General features: G+C 43.7%; 24 protein-coding genes. 16 read left to right on the plus strand and 8 right to left on the minus strand.

The genetic code is table 11. The features are described 5' to 3' along the window. Positions 1–143 precede the first annotated feature (143 nt). Together LOR49_RS04540 and LOR49_RS04545 are read left to right on the plus strand one after the other, a co-directional pair. Positions 144–1,457 (plus strand): MFS transporter, encoded by a 1,314-nt coding sequence (locus LOR49_RS04540; protein WP_240374917.1) that lies wholly within the window; start codon positions 144–146, stop codon positions 1,455–1,457. A gap of 780 nt (positions 1,458–2,237) precedes the next feature. Continuing rightward, a complete protein-coding gene (locus tag LOR49_RS04545; RefSeq protein ID WP_240374918.1) occupies positions 2,238–3,128 on the plus strand; it encodes a fructose bisphosphate aldolase in 891 nt (296 codons plus the stop codon). Positions 3,129–3,195: 67 nt separating this feature from the next. Here the strand turns inward: LOR49_RS04545 and LOR49_RS04550 are convergent, their stop codons facing one another. Together LOR49_RS04550 and LOR49_RS04555 are read right to left on the minus strand one after the other, a co-directional pair. Next, complete coding sequence (locus LOR49_RS04550; RefSeq protein ID WP_240374919.1) at positions 3,196–3,393, minus strand: hypothetical protein; 198 nt, start codon at positions 3,391–3,393, stop codon at positions 3,196–3,198. Between the two features lie 1,045 nt (positions 3,394–4,438). Then, on the minus strand, positions 4,439–5,737 hold the full coding sequence (locus LOR49_RS04555; RefSeq protein ID WP_240374920.1) for a hemolysin family protein: 1,299 nt from the start codon (positions 5,735–5,737) through the stop codon (positions 4,439–4,441). A gap of 287 nt (positions 5,738–6,024) precedes the next feature. Here LOR49_RS04555 and LOR49_RS04560 point away from each other — a divergent pair, with 287 nt between their 5' ends. From LOR49_RS04560 to LOR49_RS04575, 4 genes are all read left to right on the plus strand, one after another. Beyond that, complete coding sequence (locus LOR49_RS04560; protein WP_240374921.1) at positions 6,025–7,488, plus strand: protein adenylyltransferase SelO; 1,464 nt, start codon at positions 6,025–6,027, stop codon at positions 7,486–7,488. 145 nt (positions 7,489–7,633) lie between these two features. Beyond that, positions 7,634–8,227: a class I SAM-dependent methyltransferase gene (locus LOR49_RS04565; protein ID WP_240374922.1), complete on the plus strand. Its 594-nt coding sequence runs from the start codon at positions 7,634–7,636 to the stop codon at positions 8,225–8,227. 91 nt (positions 8,228–8,318) lie between these two features. Next, entirely contained in the window at positions 8,319–8,978 is a 660-nt protein-coding gene (locus LOR49_RS04570; protein WP_240374923.1) for a response regulator, read from the plus strand. A gap of 133 nt (positions 8,979–9,111) precedes the next feature. Continuing rightward, on the plus strand, positions 9,112–9,465 hold the full coding sequence (locus tag LOR49_RS04575) for a hypothetical protein (RefSeq protein WP_240374924.1): 354 nt from the start codon (positions 9,112–9,114) through the stop codon (positions 9,463–9,465). A 55-nt stretch (positions 9,466–9,520) separates the two neighbouring features. On the opposite strand, the gene LOR49_RS04580 is transcribed toward LOR49_RS04575, so the two are convergent. Beyond that, a complete protein-coding gene (locus LOR49_RS04580) occupies positions 9,521–12,274 on the minus strand; it encodes a PAS domain S-box protein (protein WP_240374925.1) in 2,754 nt (917 codons plus the stop codon). A gap of 212 nt (positions 12,275–12,486) precedes the next feature. Here LOR49_RS04580 and LOR49_RS04585 point away from each other — a divergent pair, with 212 nt between their 5' ends. The 8 genes from LOR49_RS04585 to LOR49_RS04620 all read left to right on the plus strand — a co-directional run bounded on the left by LOR49_RS04585 (position 12,487) and on the right by LOR49_RS04620 (position 18,173). Next, on the plus strand, positions 12,487–12,939 hold the full coding sequence (locus LOR49_RS04585; protein ID WP_240374926.1) for a universal stress protein: 453 nt from the start codon (positions 12,487–12,489) through the stop codon (positions 12,937–12,939). Positions 12,940–13,055: 116 nt separating this feature from the next. After that, positions 13,056–14,150, plus strand: a complete 1,095-nt coding sequence (locus LOR49_RS04590; RefSeq protein ID WP_240374927.1) for a hypothetical protein — start codon at positions 13,056–13,058, stop codon at positions 14,148–14,150. Next, a complete protein-coding gene (locus LOR49_RS04595) occupies positions 14,137–16,290 on the plus strand; it encodes a molybdopterin oxidoreductase family protein (RefSeq protein ID WP_240374928.1) in 2,154 nt (717 codons plus the stop codon). The genes LOR49_RS04590 and LOR49_RS04595 overlap by 14 nt, the downstream gene beginning before the upstream one ends. A gap of 14 nt (positions 16,291–16,304) precedes the next feature. Beyond that, the gene (locus LOR49_RS04600; protein ID WP_240374929.1) at positions 16,305–16,868 is read left to right on the plus strand and encodes a 4Fe-4S dicluster domain-containing protein; all 564 of its coding nucleotides are present in this window, start codon (positions 16,305–16,307) and stop codon (positions 16,866–16,868) included. A 15-nt stretch (positions 16,869–16,883) separates the two neighbouring features. Continuing rightward, positions 16,884–17,408: a Rieske (2Fe-2S) protein gene (locus LOR49_RS04605; RefSeq protein ID WP_240374930.1), complete on the plus strand. Its 525-nt coding sequence runs from the start codon at positions 16,884–16,886 to the stop codon at positions 17,406–17,408. Continuing rightward, complete coding sequence (locus tag LOR49_RS04610; RefSeq protein ID WP_240374931.1) at positions 17,398–17,601, plus strand: hypothetical protein; 204 nt, start codon at positions 17,398–17,400, stop codon at positions 17,599–17,601. The genes LOR49_RS04605 and LOR49_RS04610 overlap by 11 nt, the downstream gene beginning before the upstream one ends. After that, complete coding sequence (locus LOR49_RS04615) at positions 17,594–17,908, plus strand: hypothetical protein (protein ID WP_240374932.1); 315 nt, start codon at positions 17,594–17,596, stop codon at positions 17,906–17,908. Before LOR49_RS04610 ends, LOR49_RS04615 begins: the two co-directional genes overlap by 8 nt. Beyond that, a complete protein-coding gene (locus LOR49_RS04620; RefSeq protein ID WP_240374933.1) occupies positions 17,895–18,173 on the plus strand; it encodes a hypothetical protein in 279 nt (92 codons plus the stop codon). The genes LOR49_RS04615 and LOR49_RS04620 overlap by 14 nt, the downstream gene beginning before the upstream one ends. A 92-nt stretch (positions 18,174–18,265) precedes the next feature. Here the strand turns inward: LOR49_RS04620 and LOR49_RS04625 are convergent, their stop codons facing one another. From LOR49_RS04625 to LOR49_RS04635, 3 genes are all read right to left on the minus strand, one after another. Beyond that, positions 18,266–19,147, minus strand: a complete 882-nt coding sequence (locus LOR49_RS04625; protein WP_240374934.1) for a 5'-3' exonuclease — start codon at positions 19,145–19,147, stop codon at positions 18,266–18,268. 119 nt (positions 19,148–19,266) lie between these two features. Then, complete coding sequence (locus LOR49_RS04630) at positions 19,267–20,421, minus strand: acyl-CoA dehydrogenase family protein (protein WP_240374935.1); 1,155 nt, start codon at positions 20,419–20,421, stop codon at positions 19,267–19,269. A gap of 273 nt (positions 20,422–20,694) precedes the next feature. Further along, positions 20,695–20,886: a hypothetical protein gene (locus tag LOR49_RS04635; protein WP_240374936.1), complete on the minus strand. Its 192-nt coding sequence runs from the start codon at positions 20,884–20,886 to the stop codon at positions 20,695–20,697. A 245-nt stretch (positions 20,887–21,131) separates the two neighbouring features. On the opposite strand from LOR49_RS04635, the gene LOR49_RS04640 reads away from it, so the two are divergent. Together LOR49_RS04640 and LOR49_RS04645 are read left to right on the plus strand one after the other, a co-directional pair. Beyond that, positions 21,132–22,064 (plus strand): ComEC/Rec2 family competence protein, encoded by a 933-nt coding sequence (locus LOR49_RS04640; RefSeq protein WP_240374937.1) that lies wholly within the window; start codon positions 21,132–21,134, stop codon positions 22,062–22,064. Between the two features lie 90 nt (positions 22,065–22,154). After that, the gene (locus LOR49_RS04645) at positions 22,155–22,334 is read left to right on the plus strand and encodes an H-type small acid-soluble spore protein (RefSeq protein ID WP_240374938.1); all 180 of its coding nucleotides are present in this window, start codon (positions 22,155–22,157) and stop codon (positions 22,332–22,334) included. 47 nt (positions 22,335–22,381) lie between these two features. Here the strand turns inward: LOR49_RS04645 and LOR49_RS04650 are convergent, their stop codons facing one another. Both LOR49_RS04650 and LOR49_RS04655 read right to left on the minus strand, forming a co-directional pair. Continuing rightward, positions 22,382–23,956, minus strand: a complete 1,575-nt coding sequence (locus LOR49_RS04650) for a BCCT family transporter (protein WP_240374939.1) — start codon at positions 23,954–23,956, stop codon at positions 22,382–22,384. Positions 23,957–24,488: 532 nt separating this feature from the next. Continuing rightward, positions 24,489–24,694, minus strand: a 206-nt coding sequence (locus LOR49_RS04655) for a hypothetical protein (protein WP_240374940.1), incomplete at its 5' end; no start/stop codon positions are given.

Genomic DNA, 24,694 nt, shown 5'->3' on the forward strand with positions numbered 1-24,694 from the left:
AAGAAACTTATTACATAATTGCATGATGTTGATGTAAATCATGCATTTTTCTTATATGAGAGGATTAGGTAAAATGAAAAGAGCGTTGTTTTAGGATAGGCGGCCGTATGTTTTTCATAGATAGACAGAAAGGTGGTGCGGGGATGGCCGAGGAAGTTGAGGAGGTAGAGAAGGACGAGAGGGAGCAGGCTTGGTTGCAGTCTTATATTCATTCACCGGAAAAGCAGCGGAACTTATATCGAAAAACATTAATTATCGTCGTGATTTCCCAAGTTTTCGGAGGGGCAGGACTGGCGGCGGGGATAACAATTGGAGCATTGCTCGCCGAAGATATGCTCGGGACCGATCATTTAGCAGGGCTTCCTGCCGGGTTATTTACCCTGGGATCCGCAGGTGCAGCGTTACTTGTAGGGTGGTTGTCCCAGCGATTCGGTCGTCGTTCGGGCCTGACCGCGGGCTTTTTAGCTGGCGGGACCGGCGGGCTTGGAGTAGTGGTTGCTGCACTCATGAATAATGTTTTTCTTCTTTTTGCTTCGTTGGTCGTGTACGGTTCGGGAACAGCTACTAACTTACAAGCACGCTACGCCGGTACCGATTTAGCGACCCCAAAACAGCGAGCAACAGCTGTTAGTATCGCAATGGTTTCCACGACTGCGGGTGCCGTCGCGGGCCCAAATTTAGTTGAAGTCATGGGCGAGTTTGCGGCCTCCATAGGAGTTCCGCCCTTAGCAGGTCCCTTCATCCTAGCTGGCGCAGCCTTTATTATGGCAGGTTGTGTGTTATTTGTATTTATGCGCCCGGACCCGTTTATCGTCGCTAAAGCAATAGCTAAGGCTCAAAAAACGACCGCTCGAAATAGCCTAAATTCGCTGACGGATACAACGAATAAGCGCGGAATTATGACGGGTGCCTTTGTGATGGTCATGTCGCAAATGATTATGCTTGCCATTATGACGATGACACCCGTACACATGAGTGCTCACGGTCATGGACTGCGTGCGGTAGGGATGGTAATTGGCATTCATATCGGGGCTATGTTTCTGCCTTCGCTTGTAACCGGTATGCTCGTAGACAAGGTGGGGCGTACGGCGATGGTTATCGCTTCACAGCTAACTCTGCTTGCCTCCGGTATATATGCAGCTACGGCACCGGTCGACTCTGTTTTAGCACTCACCGTTGCACTCGCTTTGCTCGGTTTTGGATGGAATCTGGGATTGATTAGCGGTACCGCGATCATCGTAGACGCGACAAACCCTGCTAACCGTGCTAAAACCCAAGGGAACGTTGATGTTTTTATCGCGTTAGCAGGGGCGACAGGCGGAGCACTTTCCGGTTTAGTTGCAGGAGGATTTAATTTTCAGGTTCTTTCCATCGGTGGCGGGATCCTTGCTTTAGTCGTAATTCCTGTCATCATTTGGTCGCAAAATATTGAAAAAAAACAACACAACAACAAGTGAAAAAAGCAGGCATAATCATTTTTCCCATAGAAGTGAACTGCGCTTCGCGATACACTCGCTAAGTAATCATACGTATTTCTTCATAAGAAAGGCGGGAGAATGATGAATGCAGTGTTTATTCATGTTGGTTATTTTTTCGTACTAATTATGCTCTCTTTCTTATCGTTTTATATGATATTTGGGGCGGGATTCGCGGGGAATATTAATATGGTGGTATTGTTTATTCCCTTTGTTTTTAGTGTTTTATGGGTCAGCGGATACGCTTGGTCTTTTCGACGATTAGCATTCGGCCGAGACGCGAAACGACATTCTTTTCCTTTGAAAAATTGGGTATTTGTCAGTCTGTATCTTGCAGGGATTTTTAGTGTGTATAGTTTATTTCTTTCGACTTTGTTTCCCACGCCTATTGAAAATGCTCCGCCCTGGATGTTTCTTGGAACTCCTTTCGTCTTGTTGCTACTTTGGTATTGGCTTTTCAGCCGATACGTAAAAAATACACATCAATACAAACAAACGCAGCAACAGGCAATGAGTTCGGTTCTCTTTATGCTTTCTTTCCTGTATACTTACGGTATTTGCAGCTTTTACTTTAATCAATTCTTGTAAAGAACGCTGTTGTGGAAAAAGTAGAAAATTGGAATAGTTAATGGGAAAAACTCACCGAAAACACTTTTTTGTGGAAATAACGAACCGTTACGTTGTACAATAATAAGTTGTAATGAGAGTAAAACAAAAAGTATGTGAAAATATTTTTTTGAATATGAAAAGAAGGTGAAAGAGATGAACAACGATTATTTGGACAAAATGAAAAATGGAAAAGGATTTATCGCAGCTCTGGATCAAAGCGGCGGAAGCACACCGAAAGCATTAGCCGCATATGGTGTTCCGGAAGATTCTTATTCTGGGGAGAAAGAAATGTTTGACTTGGTACACGAGATGAGAACACGAATCATCACGTCACCAGCCTTTCGTTCTGACCAGATTCTCGGAGCTATTCTGTTTGAACAAACAATGGATCGCAGCATTGAGGGCCAATACACAGGCGACTATCTTGCCAGTAAAGGAATTGTGCCGTTTCTAAAGGTCGATAAAGGGCTTGCTGAACAGGAAAATGGGGTTCAGCTTATGAAGCCAATCCATGACTTGGATGAAACACTGCGCCGCGCGAATGAGCGGAACATACTCGGTACGAAAATGCGCTCTGTTATCCATGAGCCAAATGAAGAAAGTATCAAGGCTGTCGTGGATCAACAATTCGAGATTGGAAAGCAAATCATTGCGGCAGATCTGATGCCGATTATCGAACCAGAAGTGAATATTCACTCAGACCACAAAGAGCGTTCTGAAGAAATCTTGAGGAAAGAAATACTTAACAATTTAAATGAGTTATCCGAAGACCAAAACGTGATGCTGAAGCTCACAATCCCAACGAAAAACAATGCGTATAAAGAATTAGCGGAGCATCCGCGTGTTGTTCGTGTGGTTGCTCTTTCCGGCGGTTATTCCCGCGAAGAAGCGAATGAAAAATTGAAAAAGAACGATCATCTCATCGCCAGCTTCTCCCGAGCCCTCACTTCTGACTTAAATGTCAATCAGTCAGATAAAGAGTTTAACGAGGCATTACAACAAGCCGTTGAAACGATTTACGATGCGTCAGTGAATAAAAAATAGCTGCATTAAAAGTATCAAGATGGTTTTAGAACATGAAATAGGCGCTCTGCAGATAGTTGCAGGGCGCCTATTTTGCTATTTCTTCATATGCTTTTAAGAAATTCTCGTATGATACTTTTCCGAGCTCGTCTTTATTGTTGCGGAAGAACTTCTTAAATATCATATCCTTGGCTTCCTGCACGTCGGTCGTGCGACTAGCCAAGATTAAGTTGAAGTATGACACGAAGAATTCCTTTCTTAAAATTCCCGCGTTTTTAATTTTCATTGGCTTCTCCTTTCTGGATTTAGTACCTTCCGGAAGAAAGTCCCTGTAACCAAGTTTAGGGAATCTGTATCTATTTTAAAGACTTTTCCGTTGATATTGATCTGCTTAATCACCTGATCCTGATAAATACCGGGGGCCATTTTCACATCCGTAATCATGCCTCCTTACCCATAGAATAGACGTTATTCTCTTAAATGTAAATGTTAAGTTAAATAGGTAGTACTGTAAGCTATTGACGCTTCTAATCAAATAGTCCGTCTCAAGACCATGTTCATTTTGAACGATGAATGAAGCTATGAAATCAGTGATTCGCCGCGATAATGGCATCACGGCATTCGTATGACGTCGTGAAATCATCGACTCGTCAAAATAACAGCTTCAAACATATCCAATGGAGCCATGAAAACGGAGACAGGGAAAAATAGCGGCATCATAGTAGGTGTATGAAGCTATGAAATTAGTGGTTCATCGAAATAACGACATCAAAACGCTCGTATGATGTCATGAAAACAGCAATTCGTCAAAATAACAGCACCATTCAAGTCCAATGGAGTCTCGAAAGTGGAGAAAGACAAAAATAGAAGCCTCATAGCACTAGTATGGGGTTAGCAAAGTGAGAGTGAAGGAAGTAGTGAAACGGTGAATGAAACAACAAGTGAAATAGCTGTGCAATAGGCAGCGAAACAGTGGACGAGGAACCAAGTGCAACACCGGGTGCAATGGTGAGTGCAACAGTCAGTGCAACAGTCAACGAAGTACTGAGTGAGGCAAGTGGTGAACCTCTTACGCGCATACGCATGTTAGGCTCTTAATATTAATATAAGTTCTAAAGATCTTAAAAGCTTTAAAAGCCTTAAAAGCGTAAAAAACCTAAAGATCCTAAGAGCCTTAAAGGTATTGATTCCAGTCCCGAGAAAGAGCGCTTAATTTGCTCTTGTAGCAAACAAAATAATAATACAAATAGTAATAAAATTCGGATCATGTATTGCCATTTTTCAAACAATCGGTCTATGATAAGGGCAGCTGAGAGGAAAAGTGGGGGAGCTTATTCGCGCTCCCTGTCGGTCCGTTTAACTTCAATTAGTTTAATTTGATGACCGTCAACTTCTTTGGCCGTAAACTCGTAATGATCAAAACGAATCGTAGTGCCGGTCTTCGCTTCAACTTGTTGATCAAGAAACCAACCGCCGATCGTATCGATTTCATCCTCGTTAAATCGGGTACCGAGTATTTCATTGGTTTCATCGAGGAGAAGTTTACCGTTTAAGATCACCGTATCTTCATCTATCCGCTGGTACATCGGGGTTTCATCAATGTCCAGTTCATCCTGAATTTCACCAAAGATTTCCTCGATGATGTCTTCGACGGTTACAAGACCTGCTGTTCCACCGTATTCATCTACCACAATTGCCATGTAGCTATGGTCTTTTTGCATCCTTGTCAGTACTTCTTTCACCGGAGTGTTTTCCGCGACATGAACGATTGGTTTAATGTAGCTTCGCGGGTCTTTTGCTTCTTCATTTAAGAAGTCATGAAAGAACTCTTTTGTATTGATTACCCCGATAATAGAGTCTTTGTCTCCATCAGCTACTGGATATCTCGTATATTTTTCTCGACGGAGGATTTCCAGGTTCTCCTCGTGGGTATAGTCGTTATAAATGCAAATGATTTCGGTCCGTGGGACCATGACTTCCTTCGCGACACGTTCGTCAAATTCAAATACATTATTCAAATAGCTCATCTCGGAAGCGTTAATTTCTCCGCTCTCGTAACTGGAAGATAAGATCGAGCGGACTTCTTCTTCCGAATAAACCTCGCCGGTTTCTGTTGCCGGTGTCAGTCCAAATAGGCGTACAAAAATGCGGGATGATCCATTTAAAGCCCAAATGAAGGGATACATCACTTTGTAAAAAACAACCAAAAAGGGGGACATGAGAAGGCTGACAGCTTCTGTTTTTTGAATGGAAAAGGATTTAGGGGCAAGCTCCCCGATAACGACGTGAAAAAAAGTAATCGTTCCAAAAGCGATAATAAAAGAAATAGTGGCTGATAAGGTACCGGGAAGGCCCAATGAACTGATAACAGGCTTAATTAAATGAGCGACGGCCGGTTCACCAAGCCAGCCGATACCGAGTGCCGTAACAGTTATTCCTAGTTGGCAGGCTGCTAAGTAACTGTCTAAATGATTGGTTACTTTTTCGAGTGCTTTTGCTCCAGGTTTCCCTTGGGCGTATAAGTACTCGACCCGAGATTTTCTAATTTTAACAATGGCAAATTCAGATGCCACGAAAAAGGCGGTAAATATAATTAAAATGATGACCAATAAGAGATCCAACATATCCACTAACTCCTTATGCCGCGTAGGGTAAGACCCTCACCTTCACAGCAGAAAATTACACAGTGACTTTTGAACACACAACCATTATTCCCGGTAAAGCCTCCTTGCAAACGATTCTCTTGCTGTCCTATGTAAAATACAACGGCGTTGACACATTTAACCATTGTGATTTATTATGAAAGGTTCACCTAGGTAACCAAGGTGAAGATCAAACAGTTCTTCATCAGATCTTTCGTTTTGGGAAATACTATCACGAGTTATAATGAAAAGACGGATTAAATGAAGGGGATAGAATGACAAAAAGTATTAGAACCGGTTGGAATTTTGATAATAGTTATGCGCGTCTCCCGAACTCGTTTTATCAGTGCATAGAACCAACCGCTGTACAGGAGCCGGAGCTGGTAATTCTTAATACACCTTTGGCCGAATCGTTAGGATTGGATGCGGAACAGCTCAACAGTAAGGAAGGCGCTGAAATATTTGTTGGCAATTCGATTCCAGAGGGAGCTGCTCCGCTTGCGCAGGCGTACGCGGGTCATCAGTTTGGTCATTTAACGATGTTAGGAGACGGCCGGGCTGTCTTGTACGGCGAGCAGCTCACTCCTTCTGGAGAGCGCGCTGATATACAGCTGAAAGGTTCGGGTAGGACACGCTTTTCTCGCGGGGGTGATGGTCGGGCAACGCTGGGACCGATGCTCCGCGAGTATATTATTAGTGAAGCGATGCATGCCCTCGGTATTCCGACTACCCGAAGTTTAGCCGTTGCGAAAACGGGTGAAAATGTTGTTCGGGAAGCGTTGCTGCCGGGTGCTGTCTTAACGCGGACGGCGGCGAGTCATTTGCGCGTTGGAACTTTTCAATACGCGGCCAGCCTTCCGATCGAGGAGCGGCGGTTACTCGCGGATTATGCAATCAAACGGCATTACCCTGATTTGGAAACGAAAGAAGATCGATATTTGTCCCTGTTTCAAGAGGTGATCAAACGTCAAGCATCCTTGATTGCGAAATGGCAGCTCGTTGGCTTTATCCACGGGGTCATGAACACGGATAACATGACGATTAGCGGGGAGACAATTGACTACGGGCCATGCGCCTTTATGGATGTGTATGACCCGGCGACGGTTTTCAGTTCGATTGACGAACAAGGCCGTTACGCTTATCAGAATCAGCCAGCGATTGGTCAATGGAATCTCGCACGTTTTGCCGAAACACTATTACCATTCTTTCATGAAAAACAAGAGGTAGCGGTTGAAATGGCACAAAAGGAGCTTGAAACATACGGTGAATTATATCATCGCTATTGGTTGAATGGAATGAGGTCGAAAATAGGATTAATAAATGAAGAACAAGATGACAAGTCATTGATCGAAGACCTTCTCCGCCTAATGAAAGCGAGCGGGGCTGATTTCACGAACACGTTCCGTGCGTTAACGTTAGCGAAAACAGAGGAGACCGAACTGAATAAGGTTGATGAATTTTCTCACTGGTACAAAAAGTGGCAGGAACGTCTTGCACGTCAAGAAGAATCAAAAGAAGACGTTTACGAAATAATGAAGCGGTCGAATCCGGCGGTTATCCCGCGGAACCATCGGGTAGAAGAGGCGCTGGAAGCGGCTGTGAAAAATGAGGACTACAGTGTAGTGAACCGGCTTCTGGCTGTTCTCGCAAACCCTTATGCACACAGCTCGGAACAGGATGAATATGCCAAATTACCAGAGCCATCCAGTCTTCCTTACCGGACCTACTGTGGAACATGATTTTTCGCCCCGGCGTATGATCTTTTCACGAAAAAGACGCTTATCCTATAGAGGGAAAAGCGTCTTTTTCTATAAATAATAAGGAATGATGAATAATGAGTGGTGATGTATTCACAACCTGTAATAGATGGAGAGGGATTTGGCGATGAGCAAATGGTTTACAAAAATATATGACTCTTTCATGCGTCCCTTTGAAAAAAATCAATTAGAGTATATTCGCGAACGTCTGTTAAACGAACAGCAGGGAATTATTTTAGAGGTTGGTTCCGGAACAGGGATTAATTTCCCTTATTATCAAAGAGCGGAAAGGGTTACAGCGGTAGAGCCGGATGATTCTATGCGGAAAAAATCCCAGATAAAATTGAGTGAGGCACAAGTTCCCATTGAATTAGTCGATGCATCTGGTGAAAGTCTTCCTTTCCCGGATAATACGTTTGATGTAGCAGTAGCAACGCTCGTCCTTTGCACTATACCCGATCCTGATCGTGCCCTGCAAGAGATCGCACGTGTCTGTAAACCGGGGGCCAGGCTAGTGTTTTTGGAACATGTGAAACTGGAAAACCCACTACTCAGTCGTCTGCAGGATTGGCTGACCCCGTTATGGAAGCAGGTGTGCGGCGGTTGTCATTTAAATCGTAACACTCAGGAGCTTATCAAGCAGAACGGCTTCTACGTACAGCAAGTTGAAAAATATTACAAGGGCCTTTTTCTTGCAATAGAGGCCAAGAATGTACGTTGAATTGCTGAAACCGGTTTACTTGTTCTCTCGATTGCGTTGCCCTGAAATGATAAACTAGAGCACGAAGAGTGAAGGGAAGGGAGTGAAAGTGATGCGATCTGTCCGTACGCTTGTGGTCGACGATCATGCCATCGTTCGAACCGGCGTCAAATTGCTGCTTTCTAAACAAACAAATATTGAAGTAATCGCAGAAGCGGCGGATGGGAGAGAAGCCATTGAGAAAGCACTGTCTTTCCAACCGGACCTGGTCATTATGGATTTAAGCATGCCTCCTGGCACGAACGGCTTAGAAGCCACGAGGGAATTGAAGCAATCACTTCCTGACACGCATGTGTTGATCCTGACGATGCATGATGATGAGAATGAACTGTTTCGTGTCTTGCAAGCAGGTGCTTCCGGCTATATTTTGAAAAATGCCCTTGATTCAGAGCTCCTGACAGCGGTTAAGACGGTGCTGGAGGGGCGAGCATATTTGTACCCATCTGCAGCTAAATCATTGGTGGAAGAATTTTCAAGCAGGGTGAAGCGTGGGGAAGACCTTTCCACATATAAGCGGTTGAGCAGCCGGGAAGAGGAAATTCTTACTTACATTGCTAAAGGGTACAGCAACAAAGAAATTGCTGATCTTTTATGCATAAGTGTTAAAACAGTGGAGAGTCACAAGAGCAAGATCATGGATAAACTAAGCTTGCACAAAAGACATGAACTCGTAGCCTATGCGATGAAAAAAGGCCTTCTCACCCTGGACTAGTTCCTGCCATGAAGAAACCGATTGCCAATATCAGGGGATGTCCTGATATATTTCCACTCTGATCCTTCCTATAATGAACCCTAAGAGGAATGGTAGTCGCAAAGAGTTGAGAGCCATAAGGGGGAATCGGTGCGTGGAAAAAATAGTAGTGAACGTGGAGCAGGCTGAACATGCCTTGGAAGTCGTGAAAAACATAGCAGAGCGGCATACATGTTTCAATCAAGTCCATATTACGTTCCTTTATGTTTTTCCTGTGTCGACGCATTCCCAGGAAAGCAAGCGATACGGTAAACTTACGGAGGAGATGCTTTATTCATACGCGGATTTTTATCAAAAAGCGGAAGATTATTTAGATGGTTTAAACATCATGCACGATAGAGTTATCCGCATTGGCAACCCTCCCCAAGAACTCGCGCTAATCACAAAATTTGGCCGCTACGATATATTTGTTAGCGCCACAACTTATCGCTATTTAGCCGTACGCTAACCTTGTTTTTGATAAGAATCCAAATGAAAAAGGAGAAGTGAGAACTTCTCCTTTTTCATAATTTCTGTTTCTGTATAAACCTTTTTATCGAATGAAAATGCTTAATGAGTTTGTGGTGTGCCGCCAAAACAGTGTTCCAGTCTTCTGCCTTAGCCGCTTGTTCTATTTCTTTGCTTAAACGGACGAATTCTTTTGCATGGATGACTGCGGCTGATCCTTTTAGGCTATGAGCTGTTTCCGCTGCTGCAGTTCCTGATCGATCTTCGATGGCTTGATGAAGACTCGCCATCAGATCTGGAGTCATGGATACAAACATAGTCAGAAGCTCGTTTACCATTTCACTATCTCCATAACTTTCCTGAAGATGTTCGAAAGGAATAGGAGCGATATCTTTTGTGGAAGGTATTTCGCTTTGTCCCTGGTAAGAGGAAGACACATGGGACGTTGGCATCCAACGTTCCAACATATCTCGCAATTTTGAGAGCTCTACTGGTTTGCTCAAGTAATCATCCATGCCTGCTTTTAAATATTTCTCTTTATCGCTTTTCATTGCATTGGCCGTCATCGCAATGATCGGGATCTGCTTTCCAAGCATAGGATGCTCTCGAATAGCTTTTGTCGCTTCTACACCATCCATCTCCGGCATTTGAATATCCATTAAAATCAACGCAAAGTTGTGGCGGGCCGTGATTTTTTCCACCGCTTCTCGTCCGTTGGAAACAGCATCAGCAGAGTAACCTAACTTCTCTAATTGAAAAAAAGCGACTTTGCGGTTCATTGGGTTATCTTCCACAAGAAGAATTGGATGGTGCTCATTTTGTATTTCAGTATAGTGCTCGTCCTTGCCAGAATCGTCTTTGTGACTTTCTTCAGCTGGCTCTTTTTCACGGATTGGCCGTACGACATTCGCGATACAGTCAAATAACTGTGACTGTTTGACCGGTGTTTGGACGAAAGCGTCATAGTCACCAGTAATATGTTCTTTCCTATCGTTGAAATCACAAATTAGGATTAATTTCAGATGTGAGAAGTTTGGGTTTTGCTTCACAATTTGTGAGAACATCGCGCTGTTCATCCCCGGATGTTCAAGCCGGACAATGACCAGATCATACGGAGTTCCATGCACCGCTTCTTTTTGTAACTCGGCAAGTGCATCTATCCCATTGTGACTGAATTCGTTTGAAAGCCCCCATGAACTAACATATTTTTGTAAGATATCTCGTTCTTCCGCATAGTCATTCACAATTAAGATGCGAAGATTGTCAAGAGACGTCATTTCTTTTTGTTTCTCTGACTCTACGGGAAGTTCAAAAGGGAGGTGAAACCAGAAAGTAGCACCTTTGTTCTTTTCACTTTCTACCCCGACAGTTCCCCCCATTAATTCGGTTAATCGTTTTGAAATCGCAAGACCCAAGCCTGTACCACCAAATTTTCGGGTGGTGGAGCCATCTGATTGGATAAATGGTTGAAACAAACGAGTCTGTTCTTTCTCTGACAGCCCTATCCCTGTGTCAATAACTGCGAAATGAATAACCGTTTTCCCGTTCTTTTCTGCACCTAAAATGGCTCGCACAAGCACGTTGCCTTTTTCCGTGAATTTGATTGCATTGTCAGTTAAATTGAGTAGAATTTGTCGTAGTCTTCCCGGATCACCTATAAGCACGTCTGGGATGGCTGGATCGATATAAGTTAACAGCGAGAGCTCTTTATGATGCGCTTTCGGTAGCAGAATTTCTGCAATTCCTTCCACCAATGCCGCTGGTGAAAAGCGAATATTCTCAATGGTCATTTTCCCCGCTTCCATTTTCGAATAATCGAGAATGTCATTAATGATGTCGAGTAAGGCTTGGGAAGAATGGTGGATGATGTTTACATATTCCCCTTGCTCATCGCTTAAAGGGGTGTCTTTAAGCAAATCAACCATTCCAATAATACCGTTCATCGGGGTGCGTATTTCATGACTCATATTTGCTAGAAATTGGGATTTCAGCTCAGAGGCTTCTAAGGCTTCGTCGCGGGCAAGAGATAATGCCTCTTCCATTTTTTTGCGGTCGCTAATATCAATACCAGAACCAACCACCTCACTGACATGTCCTTCTTCTGTGATCGGGGAAAGTGAGATATAAAAGAGCTTTCCGGCAAACGACCATTCGTAATTGACATCCTCCCCGGCAAAGGCGCGTGCATGATAACACTCCAGCTCATCTGCCATATCTACATGGAAGATGTCAGATGGCGTTTGGTTGAACATACGCTTTGTCGCCAATCCAATTTCGTGAGCATTTTTACCCTCAAATAATGAGTATACAATGCGACCGCTTTCGTCTTTTTTTAACTTAAATATAAGGTTCTGCAAGTTCTTCACCGTATGTTCAAAATTATCTCTTAACGCCTTTTCTAATGCAGCCTCGGTTTCTTTGCGTTCCGTGATGTCCTCGACAATGCCGACAAAATGAATGTCGTCCTCCATAAAAAACTCTGAAACAGCGAGGTCCATCGGGAAAGTAGACCCATCTTTTCGTTTTCCGACAACCTCACGCCCGATCCCAATAATTCTGGCGTGACCAGTTTCTACATAGTTGTCAATGTACGAATCGTGTTCACTTTTGTAAGGTTCGGGCATAAGCATCTTTACGTTTTTACCAATAACTTCGTTTTCCGCATACTTAAAGATATTCTCTGCAGCAGGATTAAAAGATTCGATGCTGCCTTTCCGATCAATTGTAATAATGCCATCTAAAACATTGTCAATGACAAGTTGTGATATTTGTTCCCGCTTACTTAGCCTGTTTTTATTGTTATCGTACATGACGTAACTCCTTTATTAGTGAGTTTCATATCTTCCCATTTTACAAAAAAACACCATGACATTCTACTTGTAAGTAAATCCTCTACAAAGCCGACACGTAAACGTCACAACATCCAAAGTTAATAGGGGAATACCCTGATACCTAATCAATCAGCCCTTTTATATGATAAGAATTAAGAAAAGCATCGGGCTAATCCAGGGAGGAACCATTCATGACAACCTATCAAACGATTCTCGCAGCAGTGGACGGTTCAGACGAAGCGAAATGTGCTTTGAGGAAAGCGATTGATATGGCGGCCAAACATAGTGCACGCTTAATCATTGCTCATGTAATCGACACGAGAACATCGACTGCTATTAATTATTACGACCGCTATATCAGTGAGCGAGCAGAAGAACAAGCTGAAAAGCTGCTTCTGAATTACAAAGAAGAAGCTGCACGAGCTGGCCTGAAAAGCGTGACTACTGTGATTGAACATGGCTCTCCGCGCACTAGAATTACGAATGTAATCTCTAAGGAATATGAAGCTGATGTCATTGTGACTGGCGCCACTGGGTTAAATGCAGTAGGACGACTGCTGATCGGCAGCGTGTCTGAAGCTATTGTTCGTCACGCGCGCTGTGATGTGTTGATTGTTAGAAAGGACCAAAAACACGTCGAGTAGAAAATCAGGATAGAGGATTTGTGAGCGAAAATGGGGGAGTTCCCTGATTATCGACAGAAACCGAGTCTTTTATACTTGAAGCAAGATTAGCATGGCAAAAAGCGAGGGAGATTCTAATGGAAAATACAAGTGTGAAGGAACCAATGGTTCATACAGGCAGTACCAACCCTGTTAACAGTGCGTTTGCATCTCATTTTGCGAAATCGATGTTCTTGACTGTTTCTGGTCTTGTCATTCTGTCTTTTGTCGCGACAAGAATGTTTACGCACGTTGATTTAAACCTTTACGGCTATATGGTAGGGACGGTTGTGTTTTTAGCAGGCTTTTTTTACCGCTTTATTTCGTGGGGAGAGCGGCCACCGACTAAAATCCTTATCAAAAAAGGGCTGAAGCTGTTGTTCCGCCGTTCGACGTTGAAAACATCCGTAGAACACTTAGCTACATATCGATTTATCTGGAACAGGGGAGTATACCGTTGGACGCAGCATCTCCTTATAGGCTGGGGGTGTGTGCTGGCCATATTGGTGACATTCCCACTCGTTTTTGGGTGGATGTATTTCACGATGGAGGAGAGCGGTTACTACACAATTGTAGCGTTAGGTATGAACGTGATGACCGTGCCAGCAGATGGCATCATCGCCTTTCTCTCTTATAACGCATTAAACATCAGTGCGATTATGGTGATTGCCGGTGTTTGTATGGCGCTATACCGCAGGCTAAAAAACATGCAAGCACGAGCAGAGCAGACTTTTATGTATGATTTCATGCCGCTTTATCTGTTGTTATTCGTCAGTATTACGGGTCTTCTTTTAACTTTTATTAATGTCTTTCTGCACGGAAACGGCCATTATGTCATGTCACTCATTCACCAGTATTCCGTAATTGTGACGCTAATTTATTTGCCTTTTGGGAAGCTTGCTCACATTCCTTTCCGCCCTGTCAGTGTGTTTGCGCGCAATTACCGGGAGCATTATGGCAAGGAATCGATGAAAGAATGTAAAGTGTGTGGAACTGAATTTGTCTCGACGGAGCAATCGAATGATGTCATCAACGTACTGGGACAAAACGACTTGGAATTTGACATGAAAGACGGTTTTAACTTGGCTGAACTTTGTCTTCCTTGCCGTAGAAAATACCGCATTTCTAAGTTCTCGGGATTTGCGACTCATGAAGTACCAATTAAGGAGGCAAACCAAGATGCAAAAGGATAAATTTTTTCGTGATATAGATAATGTGACTCATCCAAATGAAAGGCTCGTCAAAACACACTGCAGCTATTGCGGCATGCAATGCGGGATGAATCTTCGTGTGAATACAAAAACGAATAAGATTATCGGAGTTGAGCCGAGATATGATTGGCCGGTAACGGTTGGCAAAATGTGTCCGAAAGGGGTCACTGCTTATCAGCAGACGAACCATAAAGATCGGATTCTGAAACCTCTTATCCGTGATGATGCCTCTTTAAAAGGAACACAAAAAGGTTTTCGGGAAGCGAGCTGGGACGAGGCGTATGATCTTATTGCCAAGAAGTTCAGCGAGCTGCAAACGAATTACGGAAAGGATTCATTGTCCGTTTTCAGCGGGGTGTCGATGACGAATGAAAAGTGTTACTTGACAGGTAAGTTTGCGAGGGTAGCACTCGGTACCAGATATATCGATTACAACGGCCGCTTCTGTATGGCGAGCGCCGCCGGTGGATTTTTACGAACATTCGGTGTGGACCGTGGTTCAACTTTACCGTGGACGGATATACATGAAACAGACTGCCTGTTTATTGCGGGAAGCAACACAGCAGAATGTCATCCGACCTCGATGTTCCGGGTGTGGGCCGTACAGGAACGCGGCGGTTACTTAATTGTTGCCGATCCACGGGAAACACCAATTGCAAGAAGAGCAGACGTTCATTTAGATTTACGACCTGGAACAGATTTAGCGCTCGCCAACGGCATCTTGCATCTATTGATTAAAAACGGTTATACCGATGAAGCGTTTATTAAACAGCATACGAATGGATTTGAAGAAACAAAAGAAGTAGTAAAAGATCTCACGCCGGAACATACAAGCTTTATAACCGGAGTTTCTGTAGAGAAAATTGAAAGAGCAGCTGAAATTTATGGGAAAGCTCCAAACGCCATTGTTATGTTTGCCCGTGGCGTTGAACAGCAGCATAAAGGAGTAGACAATGTGTCAGCCTACTGCAATATGGCACTGGTAACCGGAAAAATTGGCCGGCCGAAAGCAGGTGTTGCGACATTTACTGGACAAGGGAATGGGCAGGGAGGACGTGAGCACGGGCAAAAATCTGATCTTCTCCCAGGCTACCGGAAAATCACCGACCCGAAAGCAGTAGAATATGTGAGCAAAGTATGGGGGATTTCTCCGGAAGAAATGCCAAAACCGGGTGTGTCTGCTTATGAAATGTTTGAGTTGATGAACGATAAAACGATACGCGGCCTCTATTTACTCTGTTCGAATCCAGCTGTATCTGCACCGAATTTAAACGTCGTGAGAAAAGCGTTAAAAGGCCTTGATTTCATGGTATGCGCTGATTTCTTTCTCTCTGAGTCTGCTGAATTCGCCGATGTCGTTCTCCCAAGTGTGACGTGGTCGGAAGATGAGGGGACGGTTACCAATTTAGAAGGACGTATTATCAAAATAAATAAAGCGCAGGAGCCGCTCGGTGAATCGAAGCCAGACTGGCAGATTCAAGTAGAACTTGCGGAGCGCCTAGGGAAAGGAAAGCATTTCTCTCATCTTCATACAGCGAGTGACGTGGCTGACGAATTTCGGTTGGCATCGAAAGGCGGGAATGCCGATTATTACGGGGCAACGTGGGACAAAATCGACAAACAAGACGGTGTATTCTGGCCTTGTAAAGATGAGGAAGATGAAGGAACCCCGCACATGTTCCATGACAAAAAGTTTTATCATCCAGACGAAAAGGCGAAGATTTGTGCGCTTCCATACCGTCCGCCAGCAGAAGAACCGGATGAGGAATATCCAATGCGTTTAACAACCGGACGCGTCGTCTATCACTATTTGTCCGGTAACCAGACAAGACGAATTCCGTTTTTGAAAGACATGTGCCCGGAACCTTACGTTGAGGTCCATCCACACACCGCGGCCCAGTATAATATTCAACACGATGAAGTGGTTCGCCTTTATACCCGCAGAGGGGAAAGTAACTATAAAGTGAAAATCACCGAAGCGATTCGTGAGGACACTGTATTCGTACCTTACCATTTCGGTCACGAGGAATCTATTAATCTGTTAACCATTGCTGCTTTGGATCCGATGTCGAGGATGCCTGAATATAAAGTTTGTGCTGCACAGGTTGAGAAACTTAACTAAAGGTTGTGCTCTAAATGACAAAAAGACGATTATTTTTAGAACTGGAAAACTGTATTGGATGCCGGTCTTGCTTGGCCGCTTGTACACAATGCGGCGGACACGAACAACGGAATCGAAATTATGTGTATGACGTCAATCCACTCGTCAACAGACAGACGATGCCGCTTATGTGCCTTCATTGTGTTGATCCGGCATGTGCCAGAAGCTGCCCGGCGCAGGCGATTCAAATTCATGAGACAGGCGCTGTATTGTCGGCCCTTACCGAGAAGTGTATCGGCTGTCAGAACTGTACGATTGCCTGTCCGTACGGAATACCAAAATTCGACGAAGAACAGAACTTAATGTATAAGTGTGACTTGTGTATCGACCGCACGAAAGATGACATCCCTCCTATGTGTGCTAGCGTATGTCCGTCTAACACACTGCAATGGCTTACGGAGGAAGAAATTGAAGAAAAGCAGCAAAGGCACGATCTTGGTAATGACAAATGGGTAACGAGCATGCCTTACCTGGAAGGCGAAACAAATGTAAAAATTAACCTTCCTGGTATTCTAGAAGGCACGACGAAACTGTTTTAAGGAGGCTGGCTGTACATGACGGAACGGAACGGGAAAATTCCTAAAAAAGACGATAATTATACGCATAACATTAATAAAAATAATGAACGCCAAATTGATAGACGAGGTTTTATGAAAGTAGTTGCTGGTGCTGCCGGGGTGTTTGCCGTTGCCTCCTTACCATGGGGTGGAATTGCAGCTAAAGAATTGATGGGACTCGCGGATAAGGAATATCCCCGTCAGAAAATCACTGATTTAAAGGATATTGCGGTAGGTGATTCGGTTACTTTCTCTTTTCCAAGTGAGCACGATGATGCACTTTTAATCCGCCTGGCTGAAGACAAGTTTGTCGCTTACCAAAATGCCTGTACCCATTTGCGTTGTCCGGTTTATTGGGTCAAGGATGAACAGGAAATGATCTGTCCGTGCCACCACGGAAAATTTGATGCGGAAACCGGTGCGCCAGTAGCGGGCCCGCCGCGACGCCCGCTTCCTGAAATTGTCGTAGAAGTGGACGGCGGTGCCGTTTATGCAGTGAGGGTGAGACGTTATGAAGCGTAGTTATGTTGGTGTGATCGGAATGTGTGCCATCTTACTTTTAAACATTATATTTACACAATTGCTCGTTCATCAGTTTTTCTATCAAAATTATGACGCCGTACTCATTTATACAGGGATAAATATTATCCTCTTCCCCATTGCTATATTGATCTATAAAAAAGAGAGTCGCAAAGGAGGTCGTATTAGTGGCTAGTGAGACTTTTTTGGATTTTTGCTTTGTGCAGTCGGCAACAGGCTCATTGGCGGCGAATGTGAACCGCTTCTTTGAACTTTTATTTAAACATCAACGACTCAACTGGTACCTTGATACAAAAGAACAGGACGGTGCTGAGATTGTCATTGCTGAACTTAAAGGAATGAGCAGGTGGAATTCAGAAGGAGAAGTCCTTGAGCATTTGGAGAGAGCAGCTCCCGCGGATTTTTGGAAACTTTTGCAAGGCTACCAGATCCAAGTGTTTCCTGTCGTGATGAAAGGATGCTGTAAACATGGAGACAGTTAACGCGGAATCGTTGTATGCATTTATTTCGGCCTCCGTGGAAGTGTCTGTACATGGAGGTGAAGAGGAGGACCGAGGACCTTCGATCAAACGGACGTTAAAGAAGCTGGAGCTGTGCCCAGATAAAACCCATCTGAGGATTTATTTTGACAACTACTTCTTTCTGGCTGTTCCGTTAACGAATACGGTTAGCCGCAGTGACAATGAATGGACTGCGTACGACGAAGAAGCTAGGTTGTATTACTCGATTAAAAAGACAGCTGTCTAAGTGGTTGGGCGCGTAAGAAACTTTTCCCTATACCTTAAACAAAGGAAGCAGGACGTATCGTCTTGCTTCCTTTTGTTTGTTGCTTTTCGGTATTACCGGACACACTGCCTTTTAAGGTTTTTTTGCCAGTTTCGAAACTCCAGTTCTTCGAAAACAGCTGCCATCTTGCTCTCGTTGATGTCATAGAGAGCTTCTTCTAAGGAACAGGAAATACCGGTGTCGCAATGGATACGGGCAAGCTGACGTGACAGGTACATCATGTCGAGATTTTCTTCGATCTTTGTGCGCTGTCCGTTTGGTAAGTCAGCCATATTTTCTAGAATTCCTTCAATGGAATGGTGTGCTTTTAATAGTTTCAAAGCTGTTTTTTCCCCAATGCCGCGGACACCGGGATAGTTGTCACTCGTATCACCCATGAGAGCTTTCACGTCGATGAGCTGGGCGGGGGTGATGCCTTTTTCTTTAATAAAGGACGCTTCAGTGTATTCAGTATAATTCCCGTAGCCTTTTTTCAAGAGGGCGACCGTGACGTTTTCCTGTAGCAATTGCAGAAGGTCTTGATCCCCAGAAAGGATGATGACTTCATTCTCTTCACTGAAAACCTGGCTGAGTGTGCCGATACAGTCATCCGCTTCATAGCCGACAAGGCCAATGTTTGGAATGTTGAGGGCACTGACAACCTCTTTCGCAAGGTCGAATTGGGGGATTAATTCTACCGGGGGAGCACCGCGGTTCGCTTTATAGTCAGCATATAGATCGTTTCGGAACGTACGGCTCCCCATGTCCCAACAGCAGACGACATGGGTGGGCTCATATGTGTCGATTGCCGTAAACAGATGTTTGACAAGCCCGTATACCGCGTTTGTCGGAAGCCCTTTGCTGTTTATCATATAGTAATTGTTCATCGCAGTTGCATAAAACGCCCGGAATAACAGCGCCATTCCGTCAACCAGCATGATCTTATTTTTTATCATTAGGTATTCTCCTCATCTTTTTTCTCTCTCTACTATAACAAAAATTTCATAGAAGATGAGGCGGTCAGATTTATAAAAAACCGGATGGTGCATGAGGCACCATCCGATTGCTCCATCTATTATTTGCTGCGTGCATAGGCTTCTTGCGCGAGCTGTATGATTGTCATATCGTCCATCGGCGGGTTGTGAAGACCGGCTCTTACGTCTCGGTAGTAGCGCTGTAAAGGGTTATTGGATGCTAAGCTTTTCGCTCCGACGACACGCATCGCGAGATCAACAACTGTTAAGGCATCGTTGACGACAGAGTGCTTAACGGCTGCAAGTTCGGTTTTCATCTGCTCACGTTGCTCACGAACTGCTTGGTCCCATTTCCCGGCAACCGAGAAGAGGAAGTGGCGGCTTCGTACGATCAAAAGCTCCGCCTCCCCAATTTTTTGCTTCACATTCGGGAGATCGGAAATGGTCCCTTTAATACTATTTGGCGAATAGTTCTGTGCGTAACGGGCGCTGTATTCTAAAGCTGCTTCAGCTATCCCTAAATAACAGACGGGAACGTGAAGGAGCCATCCCGCTGCCTCTTTATCTCCAGGGACAAGTTCTTGCACAAAGTCGTCTTCAGCAAGCTCCACCTGATTAAGGACGAGATCTTCACTTCCCGTTGCACGCATTCCAAGCATATCCCACGTATAATCGATGGAGACCCCTTCCAAAGAACGACGCACAAGGAAGTTGCCGACTTTGTCACTGCCTTCGATACCGGCGCTGACAACAAAGTAGTGAAGTATCGGCGCGAGAGTGGTAAACGTTTTCCGCCCTGTAATTGTCCAGCCGTTTTCTGTTTTTACTGCTGTCGTTTCCGGACGGCCACCGCGGGTAGGGCTCCCCGTAGCCGGTTCACTTGCTGTATTATTTAAGAGGGAGCCGTTCGCCACGATATCCTCCGCAACTTTTTGATATGTTTCTTCTTTCCAAGTACCTGTTTCCCCTAACTGCATGACAATCCCCATGTGCCAGCCGATAGATAAAGCGGTGGCACCATCCACTTTAGCAATCACTTCTTGCAGTTCTAACATATCTGAGAGGGAGAGTCCGCCGCCTCCGTATCTTTCCGGGATAGTCAGCGCCGGATATTTTATCTCCTGTAAGGTTTGAAAATTTTCGAAGGGAAAGGAGCCTTCCTGGTCATGTTCAGCAGCCCTGTCCCGGAACACAGCGACCTGTTTTTCTAATACTTCGATACGTTTTTGTTGGTCTTTACACTCAAGTAAATTCATCTTTCCATCATCCTCAATTACAACGTTATGTTTCTCTTTATAAATCATAACATAAGAAAAGCATATAAAACATACCCAAATTATAGGGATTAATAACAAAAATTTTTAATTCATTTAACATACCTTCGCCTGACCTTTCAATGTTCTGGAGAGATAATAGAAGGGAAGCCAGGTCTCACGATCAAAATGGTACCTGGCTTAAGTGTCAAATCAAAGTGAACGTTCTAAGGGTTCGCATTTGGAAAAACGTCTCTCCCATTAGAGATCTGTTTTTTAATCTTTACTGCTGTTTTCTTCAGGAGGAGGTGAGGGAAAGGAACGTCTTCCAAATAACAGCTCTGACCATCGATCATGTGACTTCTCCGGTGTTGCTTGTTCTTTCTCTTCCCCTTTCGCTATATTACGCTTATTTGACGCTTCTTCACTAAGGTAGGGGGAGGAATAGGACGGCTCTTTTTTATCCATACATAACTCTCCTTCTACAAGTATTGTTAGTATAAACTATTCTTCATTTTTACGTTATTCACATGTATAAAAGGTGTGTAGGCGTCTTCTGAGGTTACGTTTTTTCTTGAGCCTTTACTTTTCCCTTATTAATCACATTTGTGAAAAGCGGTCATAATAAAGTTCTGAAAAAGGATTAGTAATAGAATGAAGATAAAGATGAAGAATAAAAGAAAGTAAAAAAATAATTGATGAGGGGGAGTGGTATGAGAAATTGCGTATGTTTAATCGTATTTATATTGGTGTTGATGTTTATTACAACGGCGGATGGTTTTCGAGGGCTTGGAAGTATTCCTGGAGAAAAATCAGCAGCCGCTGCAGAAGCGGGGCTAGCTGTTCATTTTATCGACGTTGGGCAAGGAGACAGCACTCTCATTGTCTATAATGGGAAAACGATGCTCATTGATGGGGGCCCAAGGGATGCAGGGAACAAGGTTGTTTCTTACTTGAAAGCAGTAGGTGTTGACCATTTGGATATGCTTGTTGCTACTCATTCCGATGCCGATCATGTGGGGGGTCTCGTTGAAGTAGTAGATCAAATACCAGTAAACCATGTGTTAGACAGTGGTAAAGAACACATCACAGAAACGTATGCTGACTACTTAAGAATGATCGATGAGAAGGATATTTGCTTTGAAATAGTTAATAGAGGCCACGATATAGACTTTGCAACAGACGTGGATATACAAGTACGAAACGGATTAAGTTCAAGCATGGAACGAAACGATTCTTCGCTTGTTCTAAAGTTGTCATATGGTGAAACGGATTTCATGCTTATGGGAGACGCAACGAAGATGAATGAAGTGAGAATCATGGACGAGGGTAACGTCGAGGCGGAAATAATAAAAGTTGGCCATCATGGGTCTAACACTTCCTCGGGGAGGAGTTTTCTCGATAAAGTACAGCCAGAAACTGCGATTCTTTCGTATGGAGAAAATGATTTTGGGCATCCGGATGCAAGGGTTGTACGGCGATTACGCCAAGCCGGAGCAGAGCTGTACAGCACCTATCAATCCGGAGATATCGTGGTGTCCGTTTTCCAAAATGGATACACGATTAATGCTGAGCCATGGGAAGGAGAGGGGGTGCGGCATGACGAGCAGAATCAGGCACCTGGTATGCTGTTCCGAGGTGCATAAAATGGAAACAAGCTTGCACATATTTTTCAAAAAAAGAGGAAAAGTATATACGTAACTTCTTTAATTGAAAAACAGATAGGGGGCGGGCAAATGGAAGCACAACGCGCACAAGAAATCCTTTCCATGGATAGTATGGTGGATGTAACCTACAACGGTGAAAAAGTGTACATTGAACACGTCGACCAAGGTACGAAACAGGCGACTGTACATCCATTGGATAGTCCAGATATCAAGCAAAATGTTTCTGTAAACGAATTGACGGAGCAGTGAACAAAAGGCGGGTGAACGTGAATAGACGTTCACCCGCCTTTTGTTTTCTAGTCTTCTTGTTCTAGGTGTTCTGCGATTTGACGGTGTTTTTCGATATCTTTTTTCATTCTTGTCTCCCGGAAATCTTGCCGTATTGACATTAGCAGGGAGATTGCGACGATAAATAAGACGATGGAGAAAGGCAGCGCGCCGATTAAGGAAGCGGTCTGCAGTCCATTTAAACCTGCACTAATGATCAGAATAACAGCGAGGGAAGCGATAAGCGTTCCCCAAATCACTTTTACAACGGCAGACGGGTTCGTGTCCCCTTTGGATGTCATCATGCCAAGTACGAAAGTGGCCGAATCGGCAGATGTCACCAAGAAAGTAAACAATAGTGCAATGGATAGAATCGATAAAATAACGCCAAATGGCAAATGTTCCAGCATGGAGAAGAGGGCAGTCGCTTCGTCTTTAGCGACGGCACTAGTGATATTTGTCCCATGGAAGAGATCAAGATTAATAGCGGTTCCCCCGAAGATGCCAATCCAGATGATTCCTATCAGCGGTGGCATTACCATGACACCAAGCACAAATTCACGGACGGTTCGCCCTCTTGAAATACGCGCAACGAACATCCCGACAAACGGCGACCAAGCAATTGTCCACGCCCAGTAATAAATCGGCCATTCCTGCACCCACGTCCCATTCGTATAATGATCAAGCCGCAGACTCGCTTGGAAAAAGTTCTGCATATAATCGCCGAGCCCCGTGGTAATTGTTTTTAAAATAAAGCCGGTAGGTCCAAGTAAAAGAACAGTAATCATTAAAATGAGAGCTAATGCTAAATTAGTATTACTTAAATATTTAATCCCGCGGTCCAGTCCGGAAACCGTTGAGAGCATAAAAAATATAAACATAAGAATCACAATAATGATTTGTGTCGTTGTACCGGCTGGGACGCCAAACACATTCGTCAAACCACCGTTAATTTGGAGTACACTTAAGCCGAGAGTTGTCGCTACACCCATCACTGTTGCAATAACAGCGATGATGTCTATAGCATTGCGAAAGGGCCTTTTCCCTGTATCACCAATAACCGGGTTCATCGTATCGCTAATTAAGCTGCGTTCCTCTTGACGGTAAATAAAATAAGAGATAGCAAGTCCCACGAAGGTAAAAGAAGCCCATTGATGAATACCATTATTGAAAAAAGCATTCCACATAGCAACCCTTGCAGCAGCCGGGGTACCTGCTTCAATAGTCGGATCAAAAGGAGGAGGGCTTCCAAAGTGAGTCATTGGCTCAGCAACTCCCCAGAAAACGATACTAACACCGAAGCCACAGCTAAACAGCATAGCGATCCACGTAAAAAACGAATATTTAGGTCTTGTGTTGTCGCCGCCCAGACGAATAACCCCGTACTTGCTAAACGCTAGATAAAAATTGAAAACAATCAAACAGAGGACGAAAGCTAAATAAAACCATCCAAATGTATTTGCAATAAAGCCGTATGTTACTTCCGCCTGTGCAGCCAGCATTTCGGGGGCAAGTGCTCCCCACAAAGCAAATATAAAAATAATCGAAAAAGAAATCCAAAATGTAACGTTCATAAATTTAAATTTTCTATGTTTGTTTGCCATAAGCTAAGTCTCCTTACTACTATTATTAGTCTATAAAAGATTTCTTTCTTGTTGAAAGACACAACAAGCGCTTACTAACTTATATGAGGTTTTACCCTTTTCAGATTAAATGTAGTCATCGATTTTCACGTAATAAAGAAAAATTTTTGAATGTAGATTGTGCAAATTTCTGATCTTTGCTTTTTTACTTCTTGTCTTTACACTTAGTGGAGGCAGTACAGAGTGAAAAGATTTCAGTACGGCACATATACTGTAACTAGAGTGAGGTCCAGGCCAATAGGATCTACTCGGTTTACATACTTTTTAGAATGAATTGGAAATACTTTTATCTTAAAGGATGTTCCTAATAAATATCAATGTGTATTATGGGATATCGTATTCATCCATTCCAAACCTAGCTGTTTTTAGTTCGTACGTTTCCAGAAACTGGTCCAGTAATCTCGTTGACATTTGTTATGAAAAAAGTATAATAAAAAGTCTGCGAGAGATTAGAAGATCAACCTTCTTATAAAATTTTAAAAACCTCTTGCTATTACTGATGATAGATGGTAAGATATAGTTCTTCGCTATCAGAAACGCGAAGCCCAACAAAAACAAAAAAATCACTAGAAAATAGTTGACTTACGCTATGGTTGGTAGTATAATTATAAAAGTCGCCAAATGAGCGAGAGAAATGGTTGTCCTTTGAAAATTGAATGAAAGTCAAGCGTCTGTTAATTTCTTTTAATAGAAACAAAT

The sequence above is a fragment of the Bacillus piscicola genome (assembly GCF_022458745.1).
Taxonomy (GTDB): Bacteria; Bacillota; Bacilli; order Bacillales; family Marinococcaceae; genus Alteribacillus_A; species Alteribacillus_A piscicola.

Bases quoted from the DNA above. Each gene is read 5' to 3' on its own strand.
- LOR49_RS04540 (WP_240374917.1), top strand. From the start codon at position 144: ATGGCCGAGGAAGTTGAGGAGGTAGAGAAGGACGAGAGGGAGCAGGCT.
- LOR49_RS04545 (WP_240374918.1), top strand. From the start codon at position 2,238: ATGAACAACGATTATTTGGACAAAATGAAAAATGGAAAAGGATTTATC.
- LOR49_RS04550 (WP_240374919.1), bottom strand. From the start codon at position 3,393: ATGAAAATTAAAAACGCGGGAATTTTAAGAAAGGAATTCTTCGTGTCA.
- LOR49_RS04560 (WP_240374921.1), top strand. From the start codon at position 6,025: ATGACAAAAAGTATTAGAACCGGTTGGAATTTTGATAATAGTTATGCG.
- LOR49_RS04565 (WP_240374922.1), top strand. From the start codon at position 7,634: ATGAGCAAATGGTTTACAAAAATATATGACTCTTTCATGCGTCCCTTT.
- LOR49_RS04570 (WP_240374923.1), top strand. From the start codon at position 8,319: ATGCGATCTGTCCGTACGCTTGTGGTCGACGATCATGCCATCGTTCGA.
- LOR49_RS04580 (WP_240374925.1), bottom strand. From the start codon at position 12,274: ATGTACGATAACAATAAAAACAGGCTAAGTAAGCGGGAACAAATATCA.
- LOR49_RS04585 (WP_240374926.1), top strand. From the start codon at position 12,487: ATGACAACCTATCAAACGATTCTCGCAGCAGTGGACGGTTCAGACGAA.
- LOR49_RS04590 (WP_240374927.1), top strand. From the start codon at position 13,056: ATGGAAAATACAAGTGTGAAGGAACCAATGGTTCATACAGGCAGTACC.
- LOR49_RS04595 (WP_240374928.1), top strand. From the start codon at position 14,137: ATGCAAAAGGATAAATTTTTTCGTGATATAGATAATGTGACTCATCCA.
- LOR49_RS04600 (WP_240374929.1), top strand. From the start codon at position 16,305: ATGACAAAAAGACGATTATTTTTAGAACTGGAAAACTGTATTGGATGC.
- LOR49_RS04605 (WP_240374930.1), top strand. From the start codon at position 16,884: ATGACGGAACGGAACGGGAAAATTCCTAAAAAAGACGATAATTATACG.
- LOR49_RS04610 (WP_240374931.1), top strand. From the start codon at position 17,398: ATGAAGCGTAGTTATGTTGGTGTGATCGGAATGTGTGCCATCTTACTT.
- LOR49_RS04620 (WP_240374933.1), top strand. From the start codon at position 17,895: ATGGAGACAGTTAACGCGGAATCGTTGTATGCATTTATTTCGGCCTCC.
- LOR49_RS04625 (WP_240374934.1), bottom strand. From the start codon at position 19,147: ATGATAAAAAATAAGATCATGCTGGTTGACGGAATGGCGCTGTTATTC.
- LOR49_RS04630 (WP_240374935.1), bottom strand. From the start codon at position 20,421: ATGAATTTACTTGAGTGTAAAGACCAACAAAAACGTATCGAAGTATTA.
- LOR49_RS04635 (WP_240374936.1), bottom strand. From the start codon at position 20,886: ATGGATAAAAAAGAGCCGTCCTATTCCTCCCCCTACCTTAGTGAAGAA.
- LOR49_RS04640 (WP_240374937.1), top strand. From the start codon at position 21,132: ATGAGAAATTGCGTATGTTTAATCGTATTTATATTGGTGTTGATGTTT.
- LOR49_RS04645 (WP_240374938.1), top strand. From the start codon at position 22,155: ATGGAAGCACAACGCGCACAAGAAATCCTTTCCATGGATAGTATGGTG.
- LOR49_RS04650 (WP_240374939.1), bottom strand. From the start codon at position 23,956: ATGGCAAACAAACATAGAAAATTTAAATTTATGAACGTTACATTTTGG.